Genomic DNA, 16,211 nt, shown 5'->3' on the forward strand with positions numbered 1-16,211 from the left:
GACACCACGGATCGGCCTGCGCGGCCCGACCCCTCAGTTCTGAGCCGGCAGTACGTGTTCACCGGTCTTGTCGCACGACAGTGCCAGTGAGGAGATGTACTGCTTTTCGCCGTTCGGGCCGGGGACCGCTGAGGCGATCATGTCGGGCCGTTCGAACTCCATGCCGGTGACGCAGCACAGGAGCTTGACGTCGGAGGGGTTGCCGAGTTCGTCGTACATCGGGAGGTCGATGCCGTCGTCGGTGCGACGCAGGTAGTACTTGCCCTTGGTCGCGAGTGCGATGATCGGTGGCAGTACCAACGCGAGTATCAGGGCGACGAGCGGTGAATACGGTGCGAGCGTGTCGCCGAAGACGTTGAAGTACACCATGATCGACAGTCCGCCCGCGACGATGACGGACACGAAGCCCACCGGGTTGACGTTGTAGAGCATCCCGCGGCGGAACTCCGGTTGCTTCGGCGAGATCTTGAGCAGGTACTTGTTGACGGCGATGTCCGACGCGACGGTGACGATCCAGGCGATGGCGCAGTTGGCGTAGAAGTTCAGCAGCTCGTTGAGGAAGCTGAACATGTTCGCCTCCATGAGCACGATCGCGATGCCGACGTTGAAGACGAGGAACACCAGCCGGCCCGGGTAGGTCTTGGTGACCCGGGTGAAGCTGTTGGTCCACGCGAGCGAGCCGGAGTAGGCGTTGGTCACGTTGATCTTGACCTGGCTGATCACGACCAGGATCACCGCGAGGGTCATCGCGAGCCAGTGCGGCATGAATTCCTCGTACACGGCGAGGAACTGATGCACGGGCTCGTTCGCGACGCCGGCCGAATCGGCGAAGTTCACGATCAGGTAGACCGCGAGGAAGAGACCGACGATCTGCTTGATCGCGCCGAAGAGCACCCAGCCCGGGCCCGCGGTCAGTACCGCGGTCCACCAGCGCCGGTTGTTCTCAGGCGTTTTCGGCGGCATGAAGCGCAGGTAGTCGATCTGCTCGGCGATCTGGGCGATCAGCGACAGACACACACCTGCGGCGAGCATCGCTCCGGCGAACGAGACGGCATGTCCGCCCTGGCCATCTGTTCCACCGCTGAACGCCAGGAATTCGCCGATGGCCTCGGGGTGCTGGATAACCAGGTAACCGAAGGGCAGCACCATCATGACCAGCCAGAGCGGGGTGGTCCACACCTGGAGTTTCGACAAGGTGTTCATGCCATAGATGACCAACGGGATGATCAGCACGGACGAGAGCAGATAACCCAGCCACAGCGGGATGCCGAGCCCCAGCTCGAGCCCCTGCGCCATGATCGATCCCTCGAGGGCGAAGAAGATGAACGTGAACGACGCGAAGATGACATTGGTCAGCACCGAGCCGTAGTAGCCGAAACCGCTTCCGCGCGTGATGAGATCGAGATCGATGTTGAATCGGGCCGCGTAGTAGGAGAGCGGGTAGCCGGTCAGGACGATCACGATGGCGAAGAACAGGATGCCCCAGAGGGCGTTGCCGGTGCCGTTGGCTATGCCGATGTTCGCGCCGATCGCGAAATCGGCCAGGTAGGCGATGCCGCCCAGCGCCGAGATCGCGACCACGCCGGGGCTCCACTTGCGGTAGCTGCGCGGGGCGAATCTGAGCGTGTAGTCCTCGAGCGTCTCCCGGGCGGCCGCGGCCGCGGTCCCGGTCACCGGTCGACGTTCCGAGGCGGTGCCTGCGGCGTCGGCGTCGGGTGCCTGTTCGGTGGTCATCGGGCCCTCCCCGCAGTCGTGACATGCACGAAGTGACGCTAGGAGAATCCTGTTACAGCGCCGATGACCGTGTGTTGCGCAGGAATTAAGAACCGTTGGCACAGCGCGATTCGTGCATTTCGGACATTGCACCCGACAGGTGCCCTGACCGGCCGGCCAGTCGTTCGCAGTCTTAACATCGTGGAAATGCCCCGTCTTCTCGCCGACACCACGCCGCTGCGCAACCAGTACTTCCGGCGGTTGTGGATGGCGAACATCGTCACCGTGATCGGCGCGCAGTTGAGCGTCGTCGCCGTGCCGGCGCAGATCTACGAGGTCACCGGCAGTTCGGCCTATGTCGGGCTGACCGGTGTGTTCGGTTTGGTCCCGCTGGTCGTCTTCGGGCTCTGGGGTGGAGCGCTGGCCGACGTCGTCGACCGCAGGACCCTGCTGATCATCACGACGATCGGCCTCATCGTCTGCAGCGCACTGTTCTGGGCGCAGGCCGCGATGGGCGGACAGAACGTGTGGATCGTCCTGGTGCTCTTCGCCGTTCAGCAGGCGTTCTTCGCCGTGAACCAGCCGACTCGGACCGCGGTGCTGCCCCGGCTCCTCGACGCCGGGGACCTGCCCGCCGCATTGTCGCTGAACATGACGGTCATGCAGGCGGGAGCGATCGCCGGGCCGCTCGTCGGTGGCTCCCTGATCCCGGTGCTCGGCTACTCGCTGCTCTACTTCGTGGACACGCTGTTCCTGCTGCCGACGCTCATCGCCGTCGCGATGCTGCCGTCCCTCCGGCCGGAGAGCGACGCGGCGCCCAAGGTGGCCGGCCTGCGTTCGGTTCTCGAGGGTCTGCGCTACCTGGCCGGGCACAAGATCCTCCTGGCGTCCTTCCTCGTCGACCTGATCGCCATGATCTTCGGCATGCCGCGGGCACTCTTCCCCCAGATGGCCCACGAGAACTTCGGCGGACCGGAGGGTGGTGGCATCGCCTTCGCCCTGTTGTTCACGGCGATCTCCGCGGGAGCCGTCGTCGGCGGGATCTTCTCGGGATGGGTCGCGCGCGTGGAGCGCCAGGGACTCGCGGTCATCGTGTGCATCATCATCTGGGGTCTGGCGATCACCGGGACCGGGATAGCGGTGTCGTTCGCCGACGGGACGGCCATGCCGATGCTCGTCGTCGCGGTCGTGCTGCTGATGATCGGTGGTGCGGCCGACATGGCCTCGGCGGCGTTCCGGCAGACGATCCTGCTGGCCGCAGCGACCGACGAGGTCCGCGGCCGGTTGCAGGGCGTGTTCATCGTGGTGGTCGCCGGCGGCCCGCGGATCGCCGACGTCGCCCACGGTGCTGCGGCCGCCTCGATCGGCGTCGCCGCCGCGACGGCGTTCGGCGGTGTCGCGGTCGTGATCGCGACGATCGTGGCCGCCCTGATGATCCCGGCGTTCGTGCACTACCGCGCCGGTCAGCGGACCTGAGGAGCGAGTTCAGCCGGGCAGCGCGGCCCGGCGATCGGTGCCACCATGGACGCCATGACCGCCGCCGCCACCGACTTCGACGTGCCGATCATCGACATCTCGCCCTATACGCGCAACGGCGATCCCGCCGACCGGGCAGTGGTCGCGGCCAGGTTCGACGACGCGGCGAGTTCGGTCGGCTTCATCCAGGTCGTCGGGCACGAGATCCCGGCTGCGGTCATCGACGAGTTCACCGCGGTCATGGATGACTTCTTCGCCCTGCCGCTCGAGCTGAAGAAGGCCTACCGCACACCTCCGGAGATCAACCGTGGGTACGCGCCCCCGAAGTCGGAATCCCTGTCGTTGTCACTGGGCGTCGAGCCCGCAGCTCGCATGAACGACTTCTTCGAGGCCTACAACGTCGGCGTGGAGGCAAGTCAGTACCCCGACCTCGATCTGCCCGGCGACCACTACGCGGTCAACACCTGGCCGGCCGTCGAGCATTTCCAGGCGGCGGTGTCGGCGTACTTCAGTGAGGCCCGTCGCGTCGCGCACACGCTGACCAGGATCTTTGCCGACGCGCTCGATCTGCCCGCGGACTTCTTCGAGAGTTTCACCGATCATTCCCTCGACGTGCTCCGGATGAACAACTACGCACTGCCGCCGGGGGAGATCGAACTGGACGGCGAGCTCACCGGTATGGGGGAGCACACGGACTACGGGATCGTGACGGTGTTGTGGGCGGACCAGGTCAGGGGTCTGCAGGTGCTCGACCACTCGGGCAACTGGCACGACGTGAGCCCCGCCGACGGCGCCCTGCTGATCAATCTCGGAGACCTGATGGCGCGCTGGACCAATGAGCGGTGGACGTCCACCCTGCATCGGGTGAAGCCGCCCATCGTCGACGGCACGGTGGAGCGGCGGCGGTCCGCCGCGTACTTCCACGACGGCAATCTCGACGCGATGATCACGACGCTTCCGTCGTGCGTCGGTGCGGGCAGCCGCTATTCGCCGATCACCGTGGGCGAGCACATCGGTGCGAAGCTCGCGGGCTCGCGCGCCGGACGCCCGAATCCGCACGCGACCCGTGAGGCCGGTCGGGTCCGGCAGGCGATGCGACGAAGTCAAGGGCAGCAGTAGACCTCGTGCGCGGGTCTCAGTCCGCGGTGAGCACGCCGGGATAGGACGCTCGCCGTGCGGCCGTCACCGGGCAGTAGTGCATGGGGTTGTCGCGCTCGCTCTCCGGCGGGAGGTTGCGTGTGGGCGTGTGCACGATCGGTGCGTCCCGGGCGACCTTGCCGGTCACTCGGTCCCACGCGTCGCGCGGGCGCGGATGACGCAGCACCCGCTTGGGCAGGAGACGGTGCATCACGAGGTTGATGCCCTTGCCCAACAGGCGGAATCGTCGTTCGTCCTTGTCGGTCCACTCGAGTCCGAGGATCTCGCGGACCGGCTCGTCGTAGAAGCCCGTGGTCAGCCACATGAAGATCTTCTGGTTCCGGGGGACCAGATAACGGTCCCACAACCACCTCGGGATGAAACCCAGGAACGGCGGCGGTGGCAACTGTGTGATGTCGAGGACCGTGCGGACCGAGACGTGATCGCGAAGAACGTTGCGGCACATGTAACCCCAGTAGGCGAGGAAGTCCTCGTAGGTGTCCGGGACGGGCCGCATCGACACGCCGTACTGGGCGTACCAGGCCTTGGACTCCTCGAACAGCTGACGCTTCTGGTCTTCGGTGAGGAAGGGTCCGAAGCGCTCACACAGTCGGACGTTGCCGTACCAGAACGTGGCGTGGGCCCAGTAGAAGACATCCGGGTCGAGCGCGTGATAGCGGGAGCCGTCCTCCATGGTGCCCTTGACGGTCCGGTGGTAGTCACGTACCTCCAGTCCGGTCTGCGCACCGGGAACGACCGAGTCGAAGACGACCCCGCTGATCGGATACAGGGAACGCATCAGGCGCTGCCACCGCTCACCGAAGAAGTCCGAGTGGTCCCACACCGCCGCACCCAGCTTGGGATGCATGTTCTGGATCGACCCGGCCCACAGGCCCTGGAACATCCCCGTCCACGTGCCCCAGATCTGCCAGGTGAGCGAATCCGGACCGAGTGGCTCGTACTCCTGGGCCGGTGCGGCGTCGCCGGGGTGGCCGGAGTCGGCGCCATGAACGGGACAGGTCTCCTGCGCTGCGTCCACAACCTCGGTCATGAGACGGAACTCTAGGTTCGTCTCACCCGGGTGTCAACCGTGTGTCACTCCGGATTCTCGTGTGTCACCGCCCGATAGCCCCGTGCGCCCGCGCGGTCCACGGCGGCCTTGACCAGCCCGAACACGAGTCCCTGCAGCGCGGCGGCCACGAGAACCTCGGTGTTGGTTCGCTCCAGGTCCTTGGGGTCGGGTGCGGAATCGTCGTCGGAGATCCGTTTCCAGATCTGACCGAACACGGCGCCGGCGGCGATACCGCCGAGCACGCTGGTCGCCAGGGACATCGGTTTGTACATCGCCTTCGATACGGCACTCATGGAAGTTCCTCGCTCATTCGGATGTGGACGGGTCGCAGTGACGGCGTGGGTGGCTGTACGGGTCAGTGCCGCCGCCGGCGGACGATGATGAACGCACCGACAGCCAGGACCGCGGCGACAGCGGCGCCGATCAGCACGGTCGAATTCTCCTGGGCCTTCACCTGGGCGGTGTGGGCGGTCCTCGTCGCCGCGTCGTTCACGCGCGCCGGGACGTCGAGCTTGGCGGCCAACGCGTCGACGGTCTCGGCCAGCTCCTGGCGTTGCTGCTCGACGGGCGGCGGATCGTCGGATGGGGCGTTGTTCTCGGGTGTCTCACTCATCTACAGGTGCTCCTTCACGGTCGCCACGTCACGCTGGACACTCTCGACGGTGCGCTCGGGTGCCGGCGGCACCGCTGACTTGGCTCGTTTGGCCCCGATCGCCGCCGCGGCCCCGCCGATGACCAGCAGCACCACACCGACGATCACCGCCGCCAGCCATGCCGGCACCGCGTTCGCCAGACCGAGCACTGCCGCCGCGACGAGAGTGCCGAGACCGAACAGCACCAGCAACGTACCCGCACCGGAAATCCCCGCACCCACGCCTATCCGGGTGCCCTTTCCCTTCATCTCCGCGACCGCGTGCTGCAGCTCGGTCTTCACCAGAGTCGTCGTCTGCTGCTGCAGACGTTCCACCAGCTGCACGGTCGACAAGTCGTTCACAGACGGATCACTCACGCTCGTACCTCCTATCGGGACGCTCGTCCAAGCGTTCCCGGGGCCGGTGAATACGAAACGTCGGATTCCCGATCAGTGCTGTCGGAATCGGATCTCCGATCAGTGCTGTCGGAATCGGATCTCCGATCCGGGCACCAACTGGGCGGTGAGATCCACCGCCTCCGCTGCGAGGACCGCCACCACCGGATACCCGCCGGTGACCGGGTGGTCGGCGAGGAAGATGACCGGGCGGCCGCTCGGCGGTACCTGGATCGACCCGTGGGCGATGCCCTCCGAACGCAACTCGGCGGCGCCGTCGCGGTGGCGCAGCAGTGGCTGCGACGACCCTTCGGCCCGGTCGATGCGCACGCCCACGCGATTGCTGTCGGATCCGACCACCCACGTCCCGACGCCCAGGTCGGCCGGTGCGGCGAGGTGATCGGCCCGCGGACCGGGATGGCATTCCAGTACGACGACCCGCGGGTGCTCGCTGTCGGCGGGGGCCGACGAAGCGGTCGGCCAGTCGCCTGCGGCGCGACCCACGGACAGCCGGTTACCGGTGTCGAGAGGGGCCGGTCCGAGTGCGGAGAGGGTGTCGGTGGACCGTGATCCCAGCACCGGATCGACATCGATCCCGCCCCGCACCGCAAGGTAGTTCCGCAGCCCCCACGTCGGCGCGTCGAGCGCCAGCTCGTCGCCGGCGCGCAGCACGACGGCCGCGGCCAGTCCTTCGGGGATTCCGTTGCGGCGCACCACCGCGTCCGCACCGGTCACCGCGGCGAGAACGTCGGCGTCGACACGAATGCGCAACCCGCCCATCGTCGCCTCGATGACGGCCGCCGATTCCGTGTTGCCCACCAGGCGATTCGCCAGCGCAAGGGATGCGCGATCCGCACCCCCCGAACGCGGGACGCCGAGATGCGCGTACCCGGGGCGTCCGGTGTCCTGGACGGTCGCGAACGGACCCGTCGCGAGAACGGTCAGCGACGTCATCGGCTGTCGTCCCCGGCGTCGACGAAGCGGACCACCCGGCCGGTGGTGAACAGGGCGGGAGGATCGGCGTTCTCGTCCCACAGCCGAACATCGGTGCGGCCCAGCAACTGCCAGCCACCGGGGCTCGACTTCGGGTAGACCGCACTGTATCCGGCCGCGATCGCGACCGATCCCGCCGGGACATTGGTGCGTGCTTCCCGGCGTCGACCGACCGTGTCGAACGGGTGCGACCCCTCGTCGTCGGCGACGAGATAGCCGAAACCCGGTGCGAAGCCCATGAACTGGACGCGCCACCGGGTATTGCAGTGCACCCCGATCACCTCCTCGCGCGTCATCGTCAGTTCCGCGGCGACATCCGCGAGGTCGGCGCCGTCGTAGGTGACCGGGATGACGATCTCGTCGGTGGTCCGGGGGTCGCGATCGCTGCCGGTTCCGCGGCGCCGCAGGGTCCGGCGGACGCCGAGTTCGTCGAGACCGCGGCCCGGGCCGGCCTGGACGAGAAGGGTGTGTGCGCTGGGCACGAGATCGGTCACCCCGGGGAGCTCGCCGCGCTCCACCGCGTCGCTCAACGCCCTGGTCGCGGCCAGCACAGCGGCCGACGGGGAGTCGTCGGTCGAGAAATCCAGGACCACCGCGTCGGGACCCGCCGGCAGCTCGTGCATGGGTCGAATCTACCCCGGCCGACACGGCGTCCCGCCCGGCGAACTCCGACCCGTGCCCGCACGGGGATGGCAGACTCCAGTGGTGCCGGGACGCGGAGTGCCGATGCGAATGCCGAGGAGAGGCCGTGAGAGAGATCGTCGTCTGCGGTGAGGCGCTGGTCGATGTCGTGCAGCAGGGCCCGAGCCGGCACGAAGCGACCCACGGAAGCCTGGCACCCTTGCAGCCCGCCCTGGGCGGCGGCCCGTTCAACGTGGCAATCACGCTGGGGCGGTTGGGGAGTGCGGTCTCGCTGCTCTCCGCGGTGTCCACCGACACCTATGGTGAGGCGATCCTCGACGCGCTCCGGGCGGCGGGGGTGGGGACCACGCTGGTCCAGCGTCGCGACGAGCCGACCTCGCTTGCTCTGGCGACCATCGCCGACGACGGCTCGGCGCGCTACTCCTTCTATGTGGAGGGGACCGCCGATCGCGGGGTCACCGATCCCGGGGCGCTGCCCCCGACCGTGGCGGCGGTGACCTTCGGAACCCTCTCACTGGTGTTGCAACCCGGTGCCACCGTGTACGAGAACCTGATGCGCGCCTGCCGCGCCGAGGGCCGAGTCGTGGTGCTGGACCCGAACATCCGGCCCGCGGTCATCGACGACCCCGACGACTATCGACGCCGCTTCCGCAGCTGGATGTCGTCGGTCGACCTGGTCAAACTCTCCGACGAGGACGCGGCGTGGCTCGGCGAGGGGCCCGAGGGCAGCTCGGCGGCGGACTGGCTGGCCGACGGCGTGGCCGCCGTCGTCACCACCGCCGGGGCGTCGGGGATCACTGTCTCCACCCCGGTCGGTGAGGTGACCGCACCGGCGCCGCCGGTCGACGTCGTCGACACCATCGGCGCGGGTGACAGCGTGCTCGGAGGCCTTGTCCACCACCTGGACCGGCACGGTCGGCTCTCGCCCGACGCGGTGCGTTCACTGACCGCCCAGCAGTGGCGCGAAGCGGCCGAATTCGCAGCTCACGTGGCTGCGGTGACGGTGTCGAGGCCCGGCGCCGACCCTCCGTGGGCGGGCGAGCTGAGAAGCGACTAGGTTGTACCTGTGTGTCCTACCCGGACACTGTAAAAACTCTGATCTGAATAAGGGGTTCGTGTGTCTGCTGAAACAGTCCCAGCCGACCAGGCGTCCGACACGGCCTCAGCGACCTTCACCTACCCCGGTGGACAGCTGGAGCTCCCGATCCTGAAGGCAACCGAGGGCACCGACTCGGTCGCACTCGGCAAACTCCTGGCCGAGACCAACCTGACCACCTTCGACGGTGGCTTCGTGAACACGGCGTCGACCAAGTCGGCCATCACCTACATCGACGGTGACGCCGGCATCCTGCGCTACCGCGGTATCCCGATCGACCAGCTGGCCGAGAAGTCGACCTTCATCGAGGTGAGCTACCTGCTCATCTACGGGGAGCTCCCGACTCCGTCGCAGCTGGAGGACTTCACCACCAAGATCCAGCGCCACACGCTCCTCCACGAGGACCTCAAGCGCTTCTTCGACGGCTTCCCCCGCAACGCGCACCCGATGCCGGTTCTGTCGAGTGCGGTCAACGCGCTGTCGGCCTACTACCAGGACTCCCTGGACCCCAAGGACGACGAGCAGGTCGAGTTGTCGACCATCCGCCTTCTCGCCAAGCTGCCGACCATCGCGGCCTACGCGTACAAGAAGTCGGCGGGCCAGCCGTTCCTCTACCCCGACAACTCGCTGAGCCTCGTCGAGAACTTCCTGCGGATGACCTTCGGCTTCCCCGCGGAGCCCTACGAGGTCAACCCCGAGGTCGCCAAGGCGCTCGACATGCTGTTCATCCTGCACGCCGATCACGAGCAGAACTGTTCGACCTCGACCGTCCGCCTCGTGGGCTCGTCGCAGGCCAACCTGTTCACCTCGATCTCCGGTGGCATCAACGCGCTCTGGGGCCCGCTGCACGGCGGCGCCAACCAGGCTGTGCTCGAGATGCTCGACGCCATCAAGGCCGAGGGCGGCGACACCAAGGACTTCATGAAGCGGGTGAAGAACAAGGAAGCCGGCGTCAAGCTGATGGGCTTCGGTCACCGCGTCTACAAGAACTACGACCCGCGGGCCGCCATCGTCAAGAAGACCGCCGACACGATCCTGGAATCGCTTGGCGTGCAGGATGATCTGCTCGACATCGCGAAGGGACTCGAAGAGGTCGCCCTCAGCGACGACTACTTCATCGAGCGTCGTCTGTACCCGAACGTCGACTTCTACACCGGTGTCATCTACCGTGCGATGGGCTTCCCGACGCGCATGTTCACCGTGCTGTTCGCGCTGGGACGCCTGCCGGGTTGGATCGCGCACTGGCGCGAGATGCACGAGGACCCGACCACCAAGATCGGCCGTCCGCGTCAGCTCTACACCGGCTACACCGAACGCGACTACGTCCAGATGGGCGATCGCTGAGCGATCGCCCGACGGACACGCCTGACCGCCGAACACCCGACTCAAAGGAGAGTCCAGTGACCAGCACCGAGAAGCCAACGGTCGAGTTCCAGGCGGGCCCCCCGCCGGCCGACCTGACCATCTCCGACCTCATCGTCGGCGACGGTGCCGAAGCCGCTCGCGGCGGCATCGTCGACGTCCACTACGTCGGGGTCGACTACGAGACGGGCGAAGAGTTCGATTCGTCGTGGGATCGCGGCCAGTCGGCCAACTTCCCGCTGGACCGGTTGATCCCGGGCTGGCAGGAAGGCATCCCGGGAATGAAGGTCGGCGGACGCCGTCAGTTGACCGTTCCGCCCGAGCTGGCCTACGGCTCCGCCGGCGCGGGTCACCGACTCTCGGGACGGACGCTGGTGTTCGTCATCGACCTGCTCGGAGTGGGCTGACGTCCGCGACCTCACTGGTCTGGCTCCGGCGCGATCTGCGTCTGAGTGACCTCCCGCCGCTGGCCGCGGCCGCCTCGGGGACCGATTCGTCGGTCCTCGTGTGCTTTGTGGTGGATCCGAGGCTGGAGAAGTCCTCGGGTGAGCGGCGCCTGGCGTTCCTGTTCGACTCGCTGCGCGAGCTGGACGACAAGCTCGACGGCAAGTTGCTCGTCGTGCGGGGACGACCCGAGGTGGAGATCCCGAAGCTGGCCCACGCGGTCGACGCCGAACGGGTGCACATCTCCGAGGACTTCGCCCCGTTCGGCCGACGACGCGACGAGGCCGTCGCCGATCGACTCGGCGACATCGAGCTCGTGGCGACCGGTTCGCCGTACCTCGTCTCGCCCGGCCGGGTGACCAAGAACGACGGTGAGCCGTACAAGGTCTTCACCCCGTATTTCAACCGCTGGCGTGACCACGGGTGGCGCGCACCGGCCGATTCCTCGGTGCCTCCGGCGTCTATCGTCGACCCGTCGGATCTGTCGAAGACCGGACGCATCCGGGTACCCGCCGCGCCGACGAAGCTGTCGATCCCCGCGGGCGAGGACGCGGCGACAGCGCGCTGGGCCGAGTTCGTCGACGACGGGCTCACGGATTACGACTCCGGACGCAACGACCCGGCGGGCGACAGCACGAGCCGGATGTCGGCGTACCTGAAGTACGGCAACATCCATCCCCGTACTCTCGCTGCCGATCTGGGCAACCAGAAGGGGAAGGGAGCGCAGGCATACCTGCGCGAGCTCGCGTTCCGCGACTTCTACGCCGATGTGCTCTATCACTGGCCACACAGCCTGTGGCACAACTGGAATCGTCAGTTCGACGGCATCGACCTCGACACCGACGACAAGGCGTACGAGCGCTTCGATGCCTGGAAGGCGGGGCGGACGGGTCTTCCGCTCGTCGATGCCGGGATGCGTCAGCTCGCGGAGACCGGATACATGCACAACCGGGTGCGCATGGTCACCGCGTCCTTCCTCGTCAAGGATCTGCACCTGCCGTGGTGGTGGGGAGCCGAGTGGTTCCTCGAGCAGCTGGTCGACGGTGACATGGCGTCGAACAACCACGGTTGGCAGTGGGCGGCGGGCACGGGAACCGATGCGGCGCCGTACTTCCGGGTCTTCAATCCCGAGGCGCAGGCGAAGAAGTTCGATCCCGACGGCGAGTACGTCCGGCGGTGGGTCGGCGACATCGACGCCGACGATTACCCCGAGCCGATGGTCGATCACAAGGCCGAGCGTGAGGAAGCGCTCCGTCGGTTCGGCCAGATCTAGTTCCCGCCTCTGCTCCCTGAGGAGCGTCCGGAGCTTGCGGAGGGCGCGTCAGGAAGGGTCTGCCAAGCACCCTCGCAATGTGATTCGGAGCAATAGTGCCTCTGCTCCCTGAGGAGCGGCCGGAGCTTGCGGAGGGCGCGTCACGAAGGGTCTGCCAAGCATCCTCGCAATGTGATTCGTAGCAATAGTGCCTCTGCTCCCTGAGGAGCGGCCGGAGCTTGCGGAGGGCGCGTCAGGAAGGGTCTGCCAAGCACCCTCGCAATGTGATTCGGAGCAATAGTGCCTCTGCTCCGTGAGGTGCGAGGAGCGCAGGCGACGAGCCTCGAAGGGTCTGGCGAGGCCATCTGTCCCAAGAACTCAGATCGAACGGCGAACGGTCCAGCCGTGCCGGCATGGTGCCGCGGGGTTCGGAGATTGTCGTCCACGTGAGCATCGTCGAAGGGCAATATGCCCTTCAATCAGGGTGAGGTGGACGAGAATTCGACCCTTCGAGGCTCGCTTCGCTCGCACCTCAGGAAGCGGGGGATGGCCGCTTCGCTCGCACCTCAGGGAGCGGGGGTGAGGCTTCGCTCACACCTCAGTATCTGCGGCCTGGCCGTCGTGGTCCATGAAAGAACCCCGCGCGGGTGCCAGTGGCCGAATTCTGCTCCCTGAGGTGCGAGCGAAGCGAGCCACGAAGGGTATGGTGACGTGCCTCGCTGGCCCTTCGTGGCTCGTCGCTATCGCTCCTCGCACCTCAGGGAGCGGGGGATGGCCGCTTCGCACGCACCTCAGGGAGCGGGGGATGGCCGCTTCGCTCGCACCTCAGGGAGCAGGGGGCTGCTCCGCTCGCACCTCAGGAAGCGGGGATGGCGGTCAGCGGGCGAGCTTGAGCACCTCACCCCAACCGATGCGCGAACCGGTACGCAGGATCGAGCGCTGGTAGATCCGTGCCGCGATCCAGGTGGCGGCCGCACACGCGGCGCCCATCAGGCCGAAGGTGACGATGATCTGGACGGCATCGGTGTCGCCGGTCGCGATGCGCATCGGCATGAGCGCCGCGCTGAACGGCGGAATCCAGCTCAACACCTGCACGAAGGTCGAGTCCATCGACTGCGCGCCGAAGATGCCCGAGTACATGACCGCGACGGCCAGGAACGTCAGCGGCGCCGACGAGGAGTTGAGCTCCTCCTGACGGGACACGATGGCGCCCGTCGCGGCATACAACGAGGCGAAGAACAGGAACCCGAGCAGGAACCAGGCGATGACCGCGGCGAACATCCCGATCGCCGCGCTGGGCAGCGTCAGAATCCCGGTCGCGGTGCCCGCGATCAGTGCGGTGGCACCGAGTAGCAACACCTGCGACAGGGCGACGGCCCCGATCCCGATGATCTTGCCCCACAACAGATGCAGCGGCTTGATCGTCGCCAGCAACAACTCCACGACCCGCGACGTCTTCTCCTCGACGACGCCCACGGCGACCATCGTGCCACCCATCATGATCGCGGTCACCAGCAAGATCACGCCGACGAGTGCGATCACCAGGCGCTGACCCTCGTCGGGCTTGTCCGGCTGGGTCTTCTCCACCGCGATGGTGACCGCAGGCAACGATGCCGCGTCCACCCCGCGATCGGCCAGTGCCTCGGTCAGGTTGACCTGTGCGACAGCGGATCTGATCGCTCCCTCGACGGCCGGGTCGACGCCGCTCTTGCCGATGATCACGTAGGTACCGGGAGTGTCGCCAGGGACCAGTGCGGCCGCGACATCTCCGTCGGTGACATGTGTGCGTGCCTCCTCGGTGGAGTCGACAGCCTCGGTCGTGATGGTGGTCCCGGCCGACTCGCCCACGGACACGATGGACTCGGTGACGGCAGTCGGTTGTCCGACGACCGCAACCTTTTCGGCGTCGTCGCCCCCGGCGAAGAGGTTGATGACGATGGCACCGACCACGATGACCACCATCAGCAGGCCGGTGCTGATGACGAACGACCTGGTCTTGGCGCGGGTCGCGATCTCTCGTCCGGCCACCAGTCGGATCGCCTGTGCGGCAGACGCCCTGGGGCCGGTGCCGGGACCGGTGGCCGCGGGGGTGGGCGAAACTTCTCGTAGTGTGCTCATGCGGACACCACCTCTCGGAACAGGTCGGTCAGGGACGGTGTGGAGGTCGCGAACCGGTGGACCGGGCCATGATTCAGCGCGGTCGACAGGATCAACTGGTCGTCGGCGACCTCGGGGTCGATCAGGAGGCGGGTCGTCTCGCCGTAGTCGACGCCGCGGACCCCGGGGAGGGCATCGGCCCATGCGACGTCGGACCGGGGGCCGCTGATCTCGAGGGTGACCCCGTCGCGGGAACGCAGGTCCTCGACGGTGCCCAGGGCCCGCATCTCCCCGCGGGTGATGATGCCCACCCGGTCGCAGAGCCGCTGGACGAGGTCGAGTTGATGCGAGGAGAAGATGACCGGGATGCCCTCGGCTGCCTTCTCTTTGAGCACGTCGCTCATGACGTCGACGGCGACCGGGTCGAGGCCGGAGAACGGTTCGTCGAGTACCAGCACGGAAGGGTCGTGCACGAGGGCGGCCGCGAGCTGGACACGCTGTTGATTGCCGAGGCTGAGGTCGGCGACGTTGTCGTCGTAGCGCGCCCCGACGCCGAGCCGGTCGGTCCAGCGCCGGACGGAGTCCTCCGCCTCAGCCGCGGACATGCCGTGCAGTTTCGCGAGGAAGGTGAGTTGTTCGCCCACCTTCATCTTCGGGTACAGGCCGCGTTCCTCGGGCATGTACCCGATGTGGCGACGTAGATCCAGGTCGATCGGGCGATCACCCAGGCGGACCTCGCCGGCGTCTGCCGACAGCACGCCGAGGATGATGCGCATCGTCGTGGATTTTCCCGCGCCGTTGCTCCCGACGAAGCCGAATATTTCACCGGGGTCGACGTCAAAGGTCATGTCACGCAATGCGACGAGGTCTCCATAGCGTTTGTGGAGCCCGTCGACGATCAAGGGTGCGGTCACGGCGCACTCTCCTCACTCTCGGTGGTCGTGGTCGTTGCTGACGTGGTGGGACGGGTGGTGTGTTCGCGGTGCAACGTTTCGAGATCTTCCGGATCGGGATCGGCCATCCACCAGGCGGTCAGCATGGAGGGCACGCAGATCGCTGCCAGGACGAGCGAGATGAGCAGGACGGCCGCGCCGTAGACGGCCTGCCCGGGCACCTCGTCCCGGAAACTGAGGACGATCAGTGTCGCGTACGGGATGAACATCAGGCAGTACAAAACGGTGAAGCCGATGGATCGCGCCGAGTTTCGTTGTGCCACTTGCATCTCGTCCAGCGCGGTGACTGGAGTGTCGGCGATCGATCCGGTCACGACGCGGAGCAGGTAGAGCGTCGTGATGATCCCCACCAGCCCGATAATGAAAGGGACGAGGAACCATTTGTTCGTGAAGAAGGCGATGACCGAACTGATGAGGAGGAGAATTGCGAAGAACGTCTGGATGAGCACCAGTCGGCGGAACGTGCGCCGGGTTCGCCACGAGGTGAGGCGATGGGCGTTCTTGTCGTTGAACTCCTGGTGCCGCTGCCCACGCCACTCCTCGTAGCGGCGCCACAGGGCTGGTGTGGCCTCTTCGGGGATGGCCGAGTACGGATCGGTCATCATTCACCTCCGATGTCGTCGGTGTGGATGCTGTGGACGGGTTGTGCGCCGGGCGAGGTCGGGGACGGTTCGCGCCGGTAAAGCGCTGCGGACATGGCGCCGAACTCGCGCCGACTGAACACTGCCTCGACCGGCAGGTCGAAGACATCGCAGATCCGGAACGCCAGGTCGAGGCTCGGATAGTTGTCGCCCCGTTCGAGTGCGCCCACCGATTGGACGTTGATCCCGACGAGCTCGGCCAGCTGGGCTCTCGACATCTGCCGTTCTGCACGTAGCACGCCGATGCGGTTGTAGATGGGGAGCTTTTCCCCTCGGCGTATTGGACTCACCCGTCCTAGTGTTGTG

The 16,211-nt window shown here is 66.8% G+C and carries 17 protein-coding genes; 6 read left to right on the forward strand and 11 right to left on the reverse strand.

The features are described from left to right. Nucleotides 1-33: 33 nt before the first annotated feature. Complete coding sequence (locus tag AMD30_RS11915) at nt 34-1,734, reverse strand: purine-cytosine permease family protein (protein WP_010844786.1); 1,701 nt, start codon at nt 1,732-1,734, stop codon at nt 34-36. Nucleotides 1,735-1,920: 186 nt separating this feature from the next. On the opposite strand from AMD30_RS11915, the gene AMD30_RS11920 reads away from it, so the two are divergent. Beyond that, complete coding sequence (locus tag AMD30_RS11920) at nt 1,921-3,189, forward strand: MFS transporter (RefSeq protein WP_055475780.1); 1,269 nt, start codon at nt 1,921-1,923, stop codon at nt 3,187-3,189. 45 nt (nt 3,190-3,234) lie between these two features. Then, nucleotides 3,235-4,308 carry an isopenicillin N synthase family dioxygenase gene (locus AMD30_RS11925; protein ID WP_055475781.1) on the forward strand — a complete coding sequence of 358 codons (1,074 nt, stop codon included), beginning with the start codon at nt 3,235-3,237 and terminating at the stop codon, nt 4,306-4,308. A gap of 16 nt (nt 4,309-4,324) precedes the next feature. Here AMD30_RS11925 and AMD30_RS11930 read toward each other — a convergent pair whose 3' ends face one another. The 6 genes from AMD30_RS11930 to AMD30_RS11955 all read right to left on the reverse strand — a co-directional run bounded on the left by AMD30_RS11930 (nt 4,325) and on the right by AMD30_RS11955 (nt 8,041). Beyond that, nucleotides 4,325-5,377: an oxygenase MpaB family protein gene (locus AMD30_RS11930; RefSeq protein WP_055475782.1), complete on the reverse strand. Its 1,053-nt coding sequence runs from the start codon at nt 5,375-5,377 to the stop codon at nt 4,325-4,327. A 44-nt stretch (nt 5,378-5,421) separates the two neighbouring features. Continuing rightward, nucleotides 5,422-5,691, reverse strand: coding sequence for a DUF4235 domain-containing protein (locus AMD30_RS11935; protein WP_055475783.1), 270 nt, complete (start codon nt 5,689-5,691; stop codon nt 5,422-5,424). Between the two features lie 62 nt (nt 5,692-5,753). Beyond that, the gene (locus AMD30_RS11940; RefSeq protein ID WP_055475784.1) at nt 5,754-6,011 is read right to left on the reverse strand and encodes a DUF3618 domain-containing protein; all 258 of its coding nucleotides are present in this window, start codon (nt 6,009-6,011) and stop codon (nt 5,754-5,756) included. Next, nucleotides 6,012-6,407, reverse strand: coding sequence for a phage holin family protein (locus AMD30_RS11945; RefSeq protein WP_035718303.1), 396 nt, complete (start codon nt 6,405-6,407; stop codon nt 6,012-6,014). Between the two features lie 99 nt (nt 6,408-6,506). Then, complete coding sequence (locus tag AMD30_RS11950) at nt 6,507-7,379, reverse strand: biotin-dependent carboxyltransferase family protein (RefSeq protein ID WP_055475785.1); 873 nt, start codon at nt 7,377-7,379, stop codon at nt 6,507-6,509. After that, nucleotides 7,376-8,041: a 5-oxoprolinase subunit B family protein gene (locus AMD30_RS11955; RefSeq protein ID WP_055475786.1), complete on the reverse strand. Its 666-nt coding sequence runs from the start codon at nt 8,039-8,041 to the stop codon at nt 7,376-7,378. The genes AMD30_RS11950 and AMD30_RS11955 overlap by 4 nt, the downstream gene beginning before the upstream one ends. 125 nt (nt 8,042-8,166) lie before the next feature. On the opposite strand from AMD30_RS11955, the gene AMD30_RS11960 reads away from it, so the two are divergent. Genes AMD30_RS11960 through AMD30_RS11975 form a run of 4 tightly spaced genes read left to right on the forward strand, consistent with a single transcriptional unit; the run spans nt 8,167 to nt 12,235 of the window. Further along, the gene (locus AMD30_RS11960) at nt 8,167-9,117 is read left to right on the forward strand and encodes a carbohydrate kinase family protein (RefSeq protein WP_055475787.1); all 951 of its coding nucleotides are present in this window, start codon (nt 8,167-8,169) and stop codon (nt 9,115-9,117) included. Nucleotides 9,118-9,177: 60 nt separating this feature from the next. Next, a complete protein-coding gene (locus tag AMD30_RS11965) occupies nt 9,178-10,500 on the forward strand; it encodes a citrate synthase (protein WP_010844776.1) in 1,323 nt (440 codons plus the stop codon). Nucleotides 10,501-10,556: 56 nt separating this feature from the next. Beyond that, entirely contained in the window at nt 10,557-10,925 is a 369-nt protein-coding gene (locus tag AMD30_RS11970; RefSeq protein ID WP_010844775.1) for an FKBP-type peptidyl-prolyl cis-trans isomerase, read from the forward strand. A gap of 14 nt (nt 10,926-10,939) precedes the next feature. Next, nucleotides 10,940-12,235, forward strand: a complete 1,296-nt coding sequence (locus AMD30_RS11975; RefSeq protein ID WP_055475837.1) for a cryptochrome/photolyase family protein — start codon at nt 10,940-10,942, stop codon at nt 12,233-12,235. An 855-nt stretch (nt 12,236-13,090) separates the two neighbouring features. Here AMD30_RS11975 and AMD30_RS11980 read toward each other — a convergent pair. Genes AMD30_RS11980 through AMD30_RS11995 form a run of 4 tightly spaced genes read right to left on the reverse strand, consistent with a single transcriptional unit; the run spans nt 13,091 to nt 16,195 of the window. Beyond that, on the reverse strand, nt 13,091-14,332 hold the full coding sequence (locus AMD30_RS11980; RefSeq protein WP_055475788.1) for an ABC transporter permease: 1,242 nt from the start codon (nt 14,330-14,332) through the stop codon (nt 13,091-13,093). Beyond that, complete coding sequence (locus AMD30_RS11985) at nt 14,329-15,225, reverse strand: ABC transporter ATP-binding protein (protein WP_055475789.1); 897 nt, start codon at nt 15,223-15,225, stop codon at nt 14,329-14,331. Before AMD30_RS11985 ends, AMD30_RS11980 begins: the two co-directional genes overlap by 4 nt. Further along, the gene (locus tag AMD30_RS11990; RefSeq protein WP_055475790.1) at nt 15,222-15,866 is read right to left on the reverse strand and encodes a hypothetical protein; all 645 of its coding nucleotides are present in this window, start codon (nt 15,864-15,866) and stop codon (nt 15,222-15,224) included. The genes AMD30_RS11985 and AMD30_RS11990 overlap by 4 nt, the downstream gene beginning before the upstream one ends. Continuing rightward, on the reverse strand, nt 15,866-16,195 hold the full coding sequence (locus AMD30_RS11995; RefSeq protein WP_055475791.1) for a helix-turn-helix transcriptional regulator: 330 nt from the start codon (nt 16,193-16,195) through the stop codon (nt 15,866-15,868). Before AMD30_RS11995 ends, AMD30_RS11990 begins: the two co-directional genes overlap by 1 nt. Between the last annotated feature and the right edge of the window lie 16 nt (nt 16,196-16,211).

Source organism: Gordonia sp. HS-NH1 (assembly GCF_001418765.1).
Taxonomy (GTDB): domain Bacteria; phylum Actinomycetota; class Actinomycetes; order Mycobacteriales; family Mycobacteriaceae; genus Gordonia.

What these genes read in the sequence shown, in the direction of transcription:
- AMD30_RS11990 (WP_055475790.1), bottom strand. Translation starts at nt 15,866, where the DNA reads ATGACCGATCCGTACTCGGCCATCCCCGAAGAGGCCACACCAGCCCTG.
- AMD30_RS11935 (WP_055475783.1), bottom strand. Translation starts at nt 5,691, where the DNA reads ATGAGTGCCGTATCGAAGGCGATGTACAAACCGATGTCCCTGGCGACC.
- AMD30_RS11930 (WP_055475782.1), bottom strand. Translation starts at nt 5,377, where the DNA reads ATGACCGAGGTTGTGGACGCAGCGCAGGAGACCTGTCCCGTTCATGGC.
- AMD30_RS11950 (WP_055475785.1), bottom strand. Translation starts at nt 7,379, where the DNA reads ATGACGTCGCTGACCGTTCTCGCGACGGGTCCGTTCGCGACCGTCCAG.
- AMD30_RS11915 (WP_010844786.1), bottom strand. Translation starts at nt 1,734, where the DNA reads ATGACCACCGAACAGGCACCCGACGCCGACGCCGCAGGCACCGCCTCG.
- AMD30_RS11925 (WP_055475781.1), top strand. Translation starts at nt 3,235, where the DNA reads ATGGACGCCATGACCGCCGCCGCCACCGACTTCGACGTGCCGATCATC.
- AMD30_RS11940 (WP_055475784.1), bottom strand. Translation starts at nt 6,011, where the DNA reads ATGAGTGAGACACCCGAGAACAACGCCCCATCCGACGATCCGCCGCCC.
- AMD30_RS11955 (WP_055475786.1), bottom strand. Translation starts at nt 8,041, where the DNA reads ATGCACGAGCTGCCGGCGGGTCCCGACGCGGTGGTCCTGGATTTCTCG.
- AMD30_RS11980 (WP_055475788.1), bottom strand. Translation starts at nt 14,332, where the DNA reads ATGAGCACACTACGAGAAGTTTCGCCCACCCCCGCGGCCACCGGTCCC.
- AMD30_RS11920 (WP_055475780.1), top strand. Translation starts at nt 1,921, where the DNA reads ATGCCCCGTCTTCTCGCCGACACCACGCCGCTGCGCAACCAGTACTTC.